At 33.7% G+C, this 13,948-nt stretch carries 15 protein-coding genes; 7 read left to right on the top strand and 8 right to left on the bottom strand.

What is annotated here, in order from left to right:
* The first annotated feature begins 158 nt into the window (after positions 1–158).
* The 3 genes from HR057_RS04250 to HR057_RS04240 are packed head-to-tail and all read left to right on the top strand — an operon-like array spanning position 159 to position 2,464.
* Entirely contained in the window at positions 159–299 is a 141-nt protein-coding gene (locus tag HR057_RS04250; RefSeq protein WP_173730178.1) for a cytochrome c oxidase subunit 2A, read from the top strand.
* A 30-nt stretch (positions 300–329) separates the two neighbouring features.
* A complete protein-coding gene (locus HR057_RS04245; RefSeq protein WP_173730177.1) occupies positions 330–809 on the top strand; it encodes a cytochrome c oxidase subunit II in 480 nt (159 codons plus the stop codon).
* Positions 809–2,464 carry a b(o/a)3-type cytochrome-c oxidase subunit 1 gene (locus HR057_RS04240; RefSeq protein WP_173730176.1) on the top strand — a complete coding sequence of 552 codons (1,656 nt, stop codon included), beginning with the start codon at positions 809–811 and terminating at the stop codon, positions 2,462–2,464. Before HR057_RS04245 ends, HR057_RS04240 begins: the two co-directional genes overlap by 1 nt.
* A 143-nt stretch (positions 2,465–2,607) precedes the next feature.
* On the opposite strand, the gene HR057_RS04235 is transcribed toward HR057_RS04240, so the two are convergent.
* The 4 genes from HR057_RS04235 to HR057_RS04220 form a co-directional block, all read right to left on the bottom strand.
* Positions 2,608–3,024: a CHRD domain-containing protein gene (locus tag HR057_RS04235; RefSeq protein WP_173730175.1), complete on the bottom strand. Its 417-nt coding sequence runs from the start codon at positions 3,022–3,024 to the stop codon at positions 2,608–2,610.
* 650 nt (positions 3,025–3,674) lie between these two features.
* Positions 3,675–4,889: a YbfB/YjiJ family MFS transporter gene (locus tag HR057_RS04230; protein WP_173730174.1), complete on the bottom strand. Its 1,215-nt coding sequence runs from the start codon at positions 4,887–4,889 to the stop codon at positions 3,675–3,677.
* A gap of 46 nt (positions 4,890–4,935) precedes the next feature.
* On the bottom strand, positions 4,936–6,153 hold the full coding sequence (locus HR057_RS04225; protein WP_173730173.1) for an MFS transporter: 1,218 nt from the start codon (positions 6,151–6,153) through the stop codon (positions 4,936–4,938).
* A 133-nt stretch (positions 6,154–6,286) separates the two neighbouring features.
* Entirely contained in the window at positions 6,287–7,156 is an 870-nt protein-coding gene (locus HR057_RS04220) for a LysR family transcriptional regulator (RefSeq protein WP_173730172.1), read from the bottom strand.
* Between the two features lie 345 nt (positions 7,157–7,501).
* Here HR057_RS04220 and pepF point away from each other — a divergent pair, with 345 nt between their 5' ends.
* Entirely contained in the window at positions 7,502–9,292 is a 1,791-nt protein-coding gene (pepF, locus tag HR057_RS04215; RefSeq protein ID WP_173730171.1) for an oligoendopeptidase F, read from the top strand.
* A 142-nt stretch (positions 9,293–9,434) separates the two neighbouring features.
* Here pepF and HR057_RS04210 read toward each other — a convergent pair whose 3' ends face one another.
* Positions 9,435–9,653, bottom strand: coding sequence for a hypothetical protein (locus HR057_RS04210; protein ID WP_173730170.1), 219 nt, complete (start codon positions 9,651–9,653; stop codon positions 9,435–9,437).
* Positions 9,654–9,863: 210 nt separating this feature from the next.
* Between HR057_RS04210 and HR057_RS04205 the strand changes: the two genes are divergently transcribed.
* The 3 genes from HR057_RS04205 to HR057_RS04195 all read left to right on the top strand — a co-directional run bounded on the left by HR057_RS04205 (position 9,864) and on the right by HR057_RS04195 (position 11,705).
* The gene (locus HR057_RS04205; protein WP_173730169.1) at positions 9,864–10,238 is read left to right on the top strand and encodes an HIT family protein; all 375 of its coding nucleotides are present in this window, start codon (positions 9,864–9,866) and stop codon (positions 10,236–10,238) included.
* Between the two features lie 94 nt (positions 10,239–10,332).
* Positions 10,333–10,932, top strand: a complete 600-nt coding sequence (locus HR057_RS04200) for a diguanylate cyclase domain-containing protein (RefSeq protein WP_173730168.1) — start codon at positions 10,333–10,335, stop codon at positions 10,930–10,932.
* Positions 10,933–11,120: 188 nt separating this feature from the next.
* Entirely contained in the window at positions 11,121–11,705 is a 585-nt protein-coding gene (locus HR057_RS04195; RefSeq protein ID WP_173730167.1) for a PilZ domain-containing protein, read from the top strand.
* 167 nt (positions 11,706–11,872) lie between these two features.
* Here HR057_RS04195 and HR057_RS04190 read toward each other — a convergent pair whose 3' ends face one another.
* From HR057_RS04190 to HR057_RS04180, 3 genes are all read right to left on the bottom strand, one after another.
* Positions 11,873–12,535, bottom strand: a complete 663-nt coding sequence (locus tag HR057_RS04190; protein WP_173730166.1) for an SdpI family protein — start codon at positions 12,533–12,535, stop codon at positions 11,873–11,875.
* Positions 12,535–12,804, bottom strand: a complete 270-nt coding sequence (locus tag HR057_RS04185; RefSeq protein WP_173730165.1) for an autorepressor SdpR family transcription factor — start codon at positions 12,802–12,804, stop codon at positions 12,535–12,537. The genes HR057_RS04190 and HR057_RS04185 overlap by 1 nt, the downstream gene beginning before the upstream one ends.
* A 175-nt stretch (positions 12,805–12,979) precedes the next feature.
* Positions 12,980–13,849, bottom strand: a complete 870-nt coding sequence (locus HR057_RS04180; protein ID WP_173730164.1) for a YitT family protein — start codon at positions 13,847–13,849, stop codon at positions 12,980–12,982.
* Between the last annotated feature and the right edge of the window lie 99 nt (positions 13,850–13,948).

The following is a 13,948-nucleotide window of genomic DNA, read 5'->3' as shown; positions in this document are numbered from 1 at the left end:
ATTTAATATTATTTGAAATTTTTTTGAAATATTTATGAAACTTGCCAAAATGTGGTGTATTCGATATGGACTTTTTGCAATGTTTGTAATAATGAGCCTGAGGACGGATTTCATTACATTTTATTTTCCTAACATGCAAAAGAAAGGAAGTGATTGAAATGTCAAAAAAAGAGATCTACCCAAAGACAGAGTTTGAGGATCGATCATCATTAAAAGGAACTCTTTTTTGTGCGACGATCCTTGGCATCATCATGCTCGTTTCATGGTTTTATGTTTTCAATATTTTTGTACAGCGTTAAATCAAATTTTAGAAAGGGGGGTTATTATTAATGCACATCCATAAATATGAAAAATTATGGTTGTTATTTGGGATAGGTGCTTTACTCGTTTTTACAATTACGATTGGCGTTAGTGCTTTTTATATGGGAAATCAACCGCCAAGTTGTCTTGTTACTGTTGACCCATCAAAGGTGGAAACAACAGAACCATTTGATCAGCCTGGTTTAAGGCAGGTAGGTGAAAAAGAATATGAGGTGATTGTCGTTGCCTCTTCATTTAATTTTAACGTTGGCCCAGAAAAAGTAATACGTATCCCAGTTGGTTCAACTGTCAATTTTATAGGAACGACAAAAGATGTTGTTCATGGTTTTGAGGTTGCTGGAACGAATGCGAACATGATGTTGGAACCTGGCTATATAAATACAGTAGAAACGACTTTTAAAAAGCCAGGAAAATACACGATTGTTTGTAATGAATATTGTGGATTAGGCCATCATTTAATGTTTGCGACTTTGGAGGTGGTGGAATAATGGAAGCTCTTAAAAATTTTAATCCAAAAGACGCGAAGCTTGTAATGGCTCATTTTTATGTTGCTTTTATTGCTTTATTCATTGGAGCATTTGCTGGACTTTTCCAAACGTTAGTAAGAACTGGAAAACTTATGCTTCCTGCAAGCATTAATTATTACCAAATTCTAACTGTACACGGTGTTTTACTTGGTCTTGTATTAACAACCTTTTTTATTATTGGCTTTATTTTTGCTACACAAAGCAAGTCTTGTGGAACTTACAGTGAAAGGGAACGGCGCTACGGTTGGATCGGCTATTGGATGATGACGATTGGGACATTAATTTCTGCTATATTTATCTTACTCGGAGAAGCTACCGTCCTTTATACGATGTATGCACCAATGATGGCTCATCCATTGCATTATATCGGCCTTACACTTGTTGTTGTTGGTAGCTGGGTATGCGGCTTTGTAGTTTTTCACCGCCATTTCCGTTGGAAAAAGGACAATCCTGAAAAAGTTTCTCCGCTCTTAAGTTTTATGGGTGTGAGCACGATGATCATGTGGCTAATAGCATGCCTTGGATTAGCAATAACTGTTTTAGTTCAAATCATACCTTGGTCATTGGGACTTATACCAACAATTGATGTATTAATTAGTAGAACTTTATTCTGGTATTTTGGTCACCCGCTCGTTTACTTCTGGTTATTGCCAGCCTACGCTGCCTGGTACGTAATTATTCCGAAAGTAATTGGTGGAAAAATCTTTAGCGACAGCTTAGCCCGATTATCATACATTTTATTTATTTTGTTTTCGATACCAGTCGGTTTCCACCACCAATTGCTTGAACCAGGTATTGATCCATTCTGGAAGTTCTTGCAAGTTGTATTAACATTTTTAGTAGTAATACCATCCTTAATGACAGCTTTTGCATTATTTGCAACATTTGAAATACGTGGTCGCGAATTAGGGGCAACTGGGCTCTTAGGATGGTGGAAAAAGATGCCGTGGAAAGATGTCCGCTTTTTTGCACCTTTTATGGGTATGTTATTCTTTATTCCTGGAGGTGTAGGCGGATTAATCAACGCCTCTCATCAAATGAACCAAGTTGTTCATAATACTGTTTGGGTTACAGGGCATTTCCATTTAACCGTTGCATCAGCAGTTGCTCTAACATTTTTTGGTGTGATGTATTGGATGGTTCCGTCGATCACCGGACGGAAGTTAACTCCAGCAATAAATAAATTAGGCCTTATCCAAACGTGGATATGGACAATTGGTATGTTATTTATGTCGGGTTCGATGCACGCTGCCGGCCTAATTGGAGCTCCTCGCCGTTCAGCTTTTTCGACATATGCTGGAAACGAAGATACTCTCGCTTGGATCCCTTACCAAATTGCCCAAGCGGTGGGTGGTTCAATATTATTCATTGGTGCACTTCTTGTCGTTTATATATTTTTTTATCTTGCATTTAAAGCACCAAATGGACAAGAGGATTTCCCAATAGCTGAAACAAATAATATTGCAGAACCAGTTCCACCCATTTTTGAAAATTTCAAAATATGGATTGCAGTTTGTATTGCATTAATCTTATTTGCATATACAATTCCTTTTATTGATATGATTCAAAATGCCCCTCCAGGCTCCCCTGGTTGGACAAGTGTGATTGGCCGTTAATTGTCAATAAATAATAAAAGGAAAAAGTATTAATATAGAAGAAAGTGGTTAAACAGTAACAATAATTGTAATAAAATGAACAAAGGTCTGATAGGAAGTGCTGTCAGACCTTTTAATTATTCTTTACAATACAATAATTTAGATCAGCATGGTTGAATTTGTCCTCGAATTTCTCCGTTTGGATTTTGAACTGTATGGACATTAACATAAGCTCTTCCAGCTCGCATGGCATTTAATAAATCCGAAAGCGGCCTACCTTGAAGTGGCCCTACAAGGTTTTCTGCTGTAATGATACCTTCAACAACCCCTTGATTTACACTAATAGCAGGATCAATTGGACCGAATAAAAAAGCCACGATTGGCCCGTTCATACATCTCCTCCCAAGATGAATATGAGCTACAGTAAAATTTTTGAGATCATTGACAGTTAATTTATATCCAATTTTTCTTTCGGTTGAACTTACTTTAAACTTTGCAACTCCGAAAGCTTTTGTTCTCACAGGTGGTACTTCTTCTACACCCGATAATCTTGCAAAAAATAATTCATTATTTTGTCCCATGATGGTCCTCCTTCAATTGAAATTCCGATTAATGTATCTTATTAATCCCGGGACATTTTTGCCTGTATTTTTATCATAAATTTTCCATTGTCAATAGGTGAAAATCGTAAAACAATTGAAGTTTTATATGAACGAGCTATTTTTTGTGGTAATAGGGGTATTCGATTAGAAAAGGGGAAGCTCTTAGGTCGAAATTTTTATTTTTTTCAATATGTATTAGATTTAGAATAAAAATCGTTCAAAAAGAGAGTAGATGATTTATTGTTATTCGTATTTTAGTTTTATAAGACATTAATGAACAAATCGATTTAAAAAAATTTTACCGTATTTGTTCTTTAAAATGCTGCAAATGCTTATTTTTATTTCCACACTCTAAAAAAAGATGAGAGATGAAACCAATTATCTATAAATTATTAAAGTCGAACATGGGACAAATAAGTTGTCATAATTCTAATCTAAGGCTGATTCAAAAATTTTCTTTAAGAAAAATGAAATCGAAAATCGTTATCTTAATTTTTTAATAAGTAGTTTTTGACCTCAAAAAGGTTAAATGGAACTTTTTAATTTAAGGAAAGTTTTTATATAAAGATTTTGTTCTGCTTGTTGTAAAATAGAAGCGCTTTGACTAATGCTTACTTGTCCGTATTATTTTAAAGATTAATTTTTCTTTTTCCTGTTGTTAATTGTTCATTGGCAAATTCCGTTTGTTTCTTTTCAAATGGGATACAGTTAATAAGCAAACAACCGCCAATAAATACAACCATGGCAGCACCGAATAAGGAAGAATTATAGTTATTTGTAATATCTGCTATAATACCTGCAATTGAAGGTCCAATCATTTGGCCAATTGCATAAACCACTGTCATAATCCCGATAGTCCGGCTGCTATTGTTTGGGTCTATTTGTCGGCATAGTGTAGTTGCCAGATTTGTAATTCCCATAAAAGTCCCCCCGAATATAACCGCGCTTATGAGCAATAAATTTGGAGATGCTGAAATTACAGGTAAACAAATACCGATTGCTTGTAAAAGCATCGCTAAAATTAATGCGTGGACATATCTCCATTTTTTGCCTAATATTGACCACATATAGGAGGAAGGAATGGCAGCTAAACCAACAACCATCCATATGAAAATAGGATCAAAAGTTAATAACACATTTTTTTCAGCTATTACAACAATAAAAGTACCCGTAACAATATATCCTAATCCTTCAAGACCGTAAGCAATAATAAGCCAAGAAAGGGATTTGTCCGATGGGATTTGAAGGGAAAATTGTTGATTCTGTTGATTTTCTTTATATGTTTTCAATTCTATAACAGAAAATGAAATGTAAAGAGTAAGGATGCCACTAATTATACCTAAACCTGCCCAAGATCCTTCCCATTCAAAAATTTGATTGAATTTTGGAATGATAAGGCTTGTAAAAAAGATTCCAAGGCCTACCCCACTGTAAAATAATCCAGACCAATATGTTTTTTTTATTTTAGCAAGTCTGTCTAGCACAATGCTTGAAGAAACAATAAATACAAACGCACTTGCAACACCGGATAAAAATCGAAGCACAAACATAAGCCAATAAAAATGTGTTGCTCCCATCAATGTAGTTGTAAAAACACTGAGGATCAAACTTTTGCGCAAGTAGCTTGTTTTTTGTCCATTCATCGGTATCATACTAGCAATGATAGCACCGATTAAGTAACCAGCATAATTGGTTGTTGCTAAATAACCAGCAACGGCATCTGAAAAACCAAGATCATTTTGCATATGTACAAGCAGTGGTGTATATGCAAATCTACCGATTCCCATTGCAACCATTAATGCAAATATTCCACCAATTAAAAAGAGAAAAGGTTTTTTTGCCAAACAATCACCTTCTTATTTCGAGATAACGCATTTGAATTTTTCATGTTTAAACTTGATGGGGTGAACTCTTTTGTAGGAATCGGCTTGATTTGCGAGCTGCTATGCGCATTGATAGAATAATAGATGAAATACTAAGAACAGTAATCATCATTATAACACCAATCCAGCCAAAACTACTGTAAAATGTACCGCTCACCGTACCGCCAATACTTGAGCCTGCATAATAGAAAAATAAATATAATCCTGCAGCCTGGGCTTTATCATGAGTGGCCAATTGTCCAACCCAGCTTGAGGCAATAGAATGTCCAGCAAAAAAACCAAATGTAAAGATTGCTATTCCAATAATTTTTATCCATAAAGATGTATTTAGTGTTAGAAAGGCACCGACCAGTAAAATTACCAATGAAATTTGTAATAATTTCTTTTTCCCATATTGGTCTGCCAGCATTCCCATCCATGTAGAGCTAAAAGTACCAACCGTATAAACGATAAAAATAAACCCAACTAACGTCTGACTTAATGAATAAGGAGGAGCAATAAGTTGAAAACCAATATAATTATACAATGATACGAAACTTCCCATTAACAGAAAGCTAATCATAAATAAATAAACAAGACTTGGTTCTTTAAATTGCGTAAAAAGCGAAAGGACCAATGGTTTAATCTCCAATTTTCTAGCTTTGAAATGAGAAGAATGTGGTAAAATCAACCAAAAGATTATACTTGCTATTAAACTAATAATACCTATTCCAGCTAGAGCAATTCGCCAATTAAATAAATCTGTTAAAATTCCGCAAATAATTCGGCCGGCCATGCCCCCGACTGAATTTCCGCTAATATAAAGCCCCATAGCCATTCCCAAGCTTTTTGGTTCGATTTCTTCACCTAAATAAGCCATTGCGACCGCTGGCAAACCGGCGAGAGTGATCCCAAGCAAAATCCGACCGAAAAGGAGCAGATGAAAGTTAGGACTAAACGCAGTAAAAACTGCTATAATTGAAGATGTTAATAGCGCGAATGTCATGACCGGTTTTCTTCCAAACACTTCCGATAAAGAACCGGCTATTAACATGCTGATAGCTAAAGCTATTGTTGTTGAGGATAAGCTTAAACTTGCCACTGCTGGTGAAAGCTGAAATTCTTTGCTTATTTCTGGTAGGAGGGGCTGTGTTCCCCAAAGTATTGCAAAAGTGGTAAAGCCACCTGCAAATAAAGCAATATTAACAAATAAAAATTGTCTTGTTCCACGTTGTATAAAATCCATAATCAATGAAGACCCCTTTATTTGATTTCAATTAGTATTGAATTGTGGTTAAATTTTCTTCCCAACACCAATTGTCCTTCAAAAAGATGTTTCAAATGTGTTTAAATTTAGACAAGCTGCTCGTCCAATTTTTTTACAAGCCTTTTACAAAATCGATAAATTTTTTGGTAGCAGGTGAAAGATAGCTATTTTTTAATCGTGCAATACCAATATCCCGGGTACAAAGCGGATTTTTTACACGAATGAGCTTGACTTTACTTTTATCAATCACTTTTACATCAGGTACTAACGATACTCCTAATCCTGCACTAACTAAACCTGAAACCGTCCCAATATCTTCTCCTTCAAAAACAATATCAGGTGAAAGCCCCGCCTTCATACAGAAGTTTTGAATAATTGTACGTAACCCATATCCTTCACGGAAAGTAATAAATGGCTCGCCTTTGATCATTGCTAACTCGACTTCATCATAATTAGCAAGCGGGTGGGTATTCGATACTATTAAAAATAGTTCCTCTGTTAATAATGGTTGCCACCAAATATCCTCGTCAGTGGTTAATAGCGTAAGAAACGCTAAATCAACTTTCCCAGATTTTACTTGGTTAAAAATTTCTTCATTCGAAGCTTGGTGCAACTGAAATTTGATATGTGGGTATCTTGAACGGAAATTGCTCAAAATATCAGGAACAAAACTGATTCCAAGCGATGGTAAAAATGCTAAAGAAATTGTCCCATGTTCAGGATGAATTTCATCTATTATTTCTTGTTTACCTATTTCAATTTGTTTTATCGCTTGTTCTACTCGGTTGAGAAACATTTTTCCATATCGATTTAAAAAGATGTTTCTCCCTTTTCTATCAAATAACTTAACACCTAATTCTATTTCAAGTTTATGAATGGCCCGACTAAGGGCGGGTTGGGAAATAGACAATTCCTTTGCAGCTTTCGTAATATGCTGTGTTCTCGCAACGGTCTGAAAATAATAAATCTGATGCCACTCCATAAATAAAACCTCATTAATGTTTAGTTTTCTTTATACAATATCATACTCTCATTAAAATATAACTTCTAATTCTTAATATGCATAAAATTAATAACCAATAGTTATTAATATTTTAATTGCAAAAGATAAAAGGGGCGGTAAAACGTCTTAATTAATTTCAATTTACATAGTTAACGCTCATAAAAATTTGGGGAATTTGAGAGACAAGATCAAACTCAAAGAACACAAAGTGGTATAAAAAAGGGAAGGGAGGGATCAGCAAGTATGATAAAATAAGTGATATGAAAACCTTCATTTAATAATATGATTAATACATAAACTAAAAAAAAGGAGCGTTCAACTGAAATGACAACATATCAATCACGCTCAGAAGTACCGGCCCATGAAAAATGGAACTTGGCAGATATTTATCCTAATCTTGAAAAATGGGAAGAAGACTTTACACGAATTGAACAAAGTATTGCAAAATTAAAGGAATTTGATGGTGCAATTACAAATGGGAAAACTTTATTTGCTTTTTTAAAACTAAAAGAAGAAGTTTCATACAAATTGAAACATTTATATGCATACAGCATGTTGAAACTAGATGAGGATACAAGAGTGACAAGTTCGCAAGCATTATTAGATCGAGCGAAAGCACTCAGTGTAAAAGTTAATTCTGCCACTTCGTTTTTTATGCCTTTTTTACTTAGTCTGGATGAAATAACATTAAAAGAATTTATCGCCGAAGTGGAAGGGTTAAAGTATTTTGAAGAAGATTTATTCGATTCTTTCCGATATAAGCCTCATGTTTTAAAGAAAGAACAAGAAGAACTATTATCACAATTAGGTGAAGCTCTATCTGCACCGAGCGTAACATTTAAAATGATCAATAATGCAGATATAAAATTTGGGGAAGTCACTGATAAAAATGGGAATAAAATTCCATTAACAAGAGGCCTTTATGCAAAATTAATTGAAGATGAAAATCGCCAAAAACGTTGTGAAGCTTATAAAGCATATTATAAACCATATGTTGAGGCAAAAAATACAATCGCCTCAACACTCTCAGCTGCTATTAAAAACAATGTTACATTAGCAAGAATTCGTAATTATCCATCTGCATTGGAAAAAGCTTTATTTGCTGATAACGTACCGAAAGAAGTTTATTTAAATCTTATTGAAGCAACTAAACAAAATATCGCCCCGTTGCACGAATATATACGTATACGCAAAGAGAAATTGAATCTTGAGGAATTACGTCAATATGATTTAAGTGCTCCGCTAGTATCTGGAGTTAAACAAGAAATCCCTTACGAAAAAGCTTATGAAACAATGTTAAAAGCTTTGGCACCGCTTGGGGACGATTATTTGGAAATTTTAAAGGAATTTAAAAATTCTAGGTATATTGATGTAAGGGAAACACCGGGAAAACGTTCTGGAGCTTACAATCTTGGGGTTTATGGTGTCCATCCTTATATATTATTAAACTATCGTGATGATCTAGATAGTTTGTTTACGCTCGTACATGAATGTGGACACGGGGTTCACAGTAAACTCAGTAGTGAGTATCAGCCGCAAATCACAGCCAGCTACAGCATATTTGTTGCGGAAGTAGCTTCAACTGTAAACGAAGTATTATTAATACAGTATTTATTAAATGAAGAAAAAGATTTAAAAGTAAGGAAATATCTTTTGAATCATTTTATTGATCTATTCAAGGGGACATTTTTTACCCAAGTGATGTTTGCCGAATTTGAAATGAAAACCCACGAAATGGCAGAACGAGGAATTCCGCTAAATGTAGATGTGTTCAACAAAACATATGAAACATTGTTCAGGGATTATTATGGACCAGACATCGTTTTTGATGAGGAAGTAAAATATGGGTGGGCTCGAATACCACATTTTTATCGTCCGTTTTATGTATATAAATATGCGACTGGATTTGCTTCAGCTATTCATTTGGCAACAAAAATACTAGAAGGCGATAAAAAAACCCTCAACTCTTATATAAAATTTTTAAAAAGCGGCAGTTCAGATTATCCGCTTGAGTTGCTAAAAAAGACTGGTGTTGATTTGACAAGTCCAGTTCCAATTGAAAACACTCTAAAAAAATTTGGAGGCTTAGTAAAGGAATTTGGTTCATTATTGTGAAACAGAAAAGTAGGGTGTCGACTTTGTCATCTTTGGTCAAGACACCCCTTTGTATGAGAAATCTCTAAAGTATTAAATTGTCAAGGGAGTATATGATTGTAGTAGCCACCTTTAGGATACCTGAGTTAATCTTAGGAGAGCATCACCGTTTTTTCTTTTTATTTGTATCTAACAAAGGTGCTTTTTTAATTTCTTTTTCTAAATTTACTTGAACATGAATGGTGGTTTCATTTACCTTTTGAATTTCGACAACTTTTCCTTTTCGACCTTTGATCTTTAATGCATCTCCTACAGAAGGAATATTTTTTAGCCATTGGCTTAACAATAAATTTTTGTTTTCATAAAAATGGACAGTATACATGACCCTTCACCCATTTCATTTGGTTTAAATTATTAAAACTGAAGAGCATATTTTGTATCTTCCATATAAAGATATAGGTTTTTTTTTAAAATAGACCTATTGACTTTCATACTAAAAAATTAATAAGTATTATTCTTTTAATCTTTCAAGCCACGTTGTTTATTGACTGGATCAGTCTTATAGGTTCAATGCTCAAAAGGAGGTTAAAAGATGACTTGTCCATTTTGTCAAATAGAAAAAAAGCAAATTCTTTTAGAAAATAAAAACGCTATAGCTTTTTTTGATAAATATCCTGTTCAAAAAGGTCATATGCTTATAATACCGAAAGAACATGTTGAATCATATTTTGATGCTAACGATCAACAGATCTACGACATTCATGAATTAATCAAATTAGGAAAACAATTTCTTGAACGTGAGTATTCACCTGATGGTTACAATATTGGAGTTAATGTTGGCTCATACGGGGGCCAAACGATCCACCATTTGCATTTTCATTTAATTCCTCGTTACAAAGGAGATATCGAAGATCCTCGTGGAGGTATCCGAAATATGATTCCAAATTTAGTGGACTATCCAGAGTAGCTGTAGATTTTTTATTAAATAAATTATGAAAATTTTTATAAGTACTATCTTCCACTTATAAAACTCTATATAATTAAAAGTGGAGGTGGATTATATGAATTATTTAGAAGATTCATTAAATTTCCCTAATGAGAGCATCGTTTTAAATTCTAAAATTGAGCATCTCCAAACTAAAGAAATGGTAACGATGCTTCCAAATTTCAACTATTTCAAAGATATTTTTGGAAAAAAATGGGAAGCTGCTATGAACAAATTAACTCCGATTTCGTTAGTTGTCTTTGATATTGATCATTTACCACTATATAAAGAAACGTACGGTTTAGAATTGGGTGATCTAACTGTTAAGGAAATTGTAATCAAAGTGAAGTCTTTATTGAAAGGCCCCGATGATTTATTAGCAAAATTTGCAGATGGTACTTTTTTTATACTTCTCCCCGAGACTAACATTAATGCTGCATTGAAAACCGCAGAAATAATTCGGCAAAGTATTGAAAATATGAAAATTCCTCACTGTCAATCCATCACATCAAATTATGTCACAGTAAGTGTAGGAGTAGGAACAAAAACGCCATTTATTTGGGAAGATTCAAATAAATTTTTAAAAGCTGTTGAACAAGCAATGTATATCGCTAAGAAAAATGGCAGAAATCAAGTAATATGGAATAATGTTTATTTAGAGGAGTTCATCGACTAAAAAATTCAATACAAGAGAAATATAACTCTGATTTGCGATAAAGAATTGGAATATTCAAACGGAATAAAAATATAATATTTTATATAATGTAAGAAAATAACTATTGATAAAAGTGGGACAACCTTTTTATGATAAAATTAATATGGATTCCTTAAGCTTCTGAAAACAATCATTTTGAAATTGATCGATTGAAAATAACAGCTGCTATGTTCAATGGCAACATTACTCAGTTTCAAAACCTAGCAGAAGGGATAGGTTGTTCTGTGGATAGAAGTATCGAAGAAATGTATTTGATGAAAGAAAACACTGATCATAAAGAAGATTTGAATTTTGTAAACCGAAGACAATTTTTTAGAATTAATTTACCCATTCCGCTTGGTGCGGGTATGACAATTTCAGAATTTAAAGGAAAAAAAGTTCAACTTGGTTCGACTAATGTATTAATAAAGGATATCGGACCTGGAGGATTAAAAATTGAATCCATTGTAAAACTTCCAGTACGATCAGATTTAGTCTTAAAATTTAACACGAGGATTCTAGGGCAAAATATAGAGTTGTATGGTTCCATCGTTTGGAAAGGGGAAACGAATGATCATACCCAACTTTATGGAATAAGCTTTATAGTAGATGAAAATGAGCGTGCAAACCTCACTTCATTATTAAATCAGCTGCAAGTAAAACTTCGTGATAAATCAATAGCACCTGACAGTTTTTTCATTACCGATAGAAGGAAATTTCTAAAACCTACTGATTCAAATAAATCAAAGTATTAAAAAAAAAGAAACCATTTGTTGCATTTTTAGGACAAATGGTTTTTTTATGCTCAAGTCAAAAATATTCATATATAAAGTATTGAATTTAAAAAAATGAAAATCATGGAGTACTGTTTTTTTTTTTAGTAAGAATCTGCAAATTGGTTTGGAATCTTGTTCTCTATACCTTATTGTTGATCTAACTTCTTGTAAAGAATAAAGGAATAAATAACTGGTATGAATGTGATTATCGCTGTAAGTACCATCATAAAAATAAATGCCATCTTTCCAGGTAGAAAAGCAATAAAAATGATCGCAATTCCGCCAATAAACCAAAGTGGTCCACCTAAACGATGGGTGCGGCGCCACACTTCTTCATTCGCCAAAGTCCAAGGTGTACGAATCCCAACCATATAGTTGAACCGGATCCGAGACATATAATTGCCGAAAAACATAAAGATTATGCCGATACCAATTAAAACAACCATTTGGATATTAATCGAAAAACCTAAATTAAACAGAAGAATAGCTATAACCATAAAACTTAGAAAAATCGTAATCAATAAGCGAAACATATCATAAGTTGCTTCGAATTTTTCATAGTTCCTTTTTTTCGGATCGATATAACGAATGATTTTCAATAAGATAGGAATCCCAAAAAGCATAAGGATATTTAACAGCAAAAAACTCCTTTTTCCTTGATAGCCGTCCGGTTCTCCATTAATACCAAAATGAACAGCGAGTTCGTCCGGCAATTTTTGATATACAAAAATCGTCATAACAATCGGAATAAGAACGATTATTAAGCTGATGAGATCAATTTTGTTCCATTTTATTTTGCTGGTGTTCATTACTTTTCCTCCTCTTTACCTAGTATATCTAAAAACCAGCCCAAAATTTCTTGGACCACTGATGTATTTAAAGAATAAACAATATGTTGTCCTTGCCTTTCATCGAGCACAAGTTTTGCTTGCTTTAACTGATTAAGATGGTGGGATATACTTGGTTTGGACATTTCAAAATGATCAGCAATTTCACCAGCAGTCATATCCTTTTCTTTAAGGAGGCGTATGATTTTCCTGCGAGTAGGATCTGACAAAGCTTTAAACGATTCATTCATAAAGATCGCCTCGTTTTTAATTAGATATTTAGATAATTATCTAAATTTATAATACAACAAATCATTATTATATTCAAGAAAACTTTTCAAATTCTTTGAGAGAGGAATTTGAAAGGGGGATTATAGAGGGGAGTATAAGAAAATGACATTTCCAACACTTCCTGCCTCTTTTCCATTAATGGATATTCCTTTTTCGAAAACTTCCACCCTTTACTTCTGCAACGTCATAAACCGTAATAAAAGCATTTTCGTCAATTTCATTAATGATTTCTTTCATTTTACTTTCTTCTAAACGGTTAATAACACAAGTAATTTCTTTAAATTTATTGTTTGTATATCCGCCGTATACATCGGAATAAGTTGCGCTTCGGCCAAGGCGATTGCGAATTGTTTCAACCATTAGTTCTGGTTGAGTAGTAATAATTTTGAAAGTTTTTGAACCGCTTAAACCTTCTTCAACAATATGAATAACCTTTGAGGCAATGAAGTAAGCAATTGCTGAAAGAATAGCCCCTTTTAAACCGAAGACAATGGAAACAAAAATAAATACAAAAAAGTTTAGAATTAATATGAGATCGCTCGTACCAAAAGGCAATTTCCTAGAAAGAAGTACTGCCAGCATGTCTATACCATCTAGTGCACCTCCATTACGGAGTGCTAATCCCATACCTAAGCCGAGGATAATTCCGCCAACAACTGTAATTAATAAAGTATCTCCTTCTATTATAGTTGGAATATGGTGCATAAGCATTGTGCCAATTGATAGGGACGCAATTCCGATAATAGAAAAAATTGCAAAACTTTTTCCAATTTGCTGGTACCCCATCCATATAAAAGGCAGATTGATCAAAGCGATTAAAGCTCCTAGTGGTAATCCGAATAATTGTGAACCAACAATGCTAAGTCCGGTTACACCGCCATCAGATACATTGTTTGGAATTAAAACAGCTTCCAATCCATATGCAGCAATAAATCCTCCAAGAATAATGATGATTCCCTTGATAATCATTTTTAACTTGCTTTGTTTATGTTTATTCGCTCCCATTCAAGTTCACCTCCAATTTTACTACTTGATATTTGGGAAATTAAGGCACCTTTTATAATAACAGGACAGGTTTATTTGAAGCAATATTTTTTTACAAAC

The organism is Calidifontibacillus erzurumensis, assembly GCF_013303125.1.
In the GTDB taxonomy this organism is placed as follows: Bacteria; Bacillota; Bacilli; order Bacillales; family Bacillaceae_J; genus Calidifontibacillus; species Calidifontibacillus erzurumensis.
This window is presented reverse-complemented; position numbering and strand designations above follow the sequence as displayed.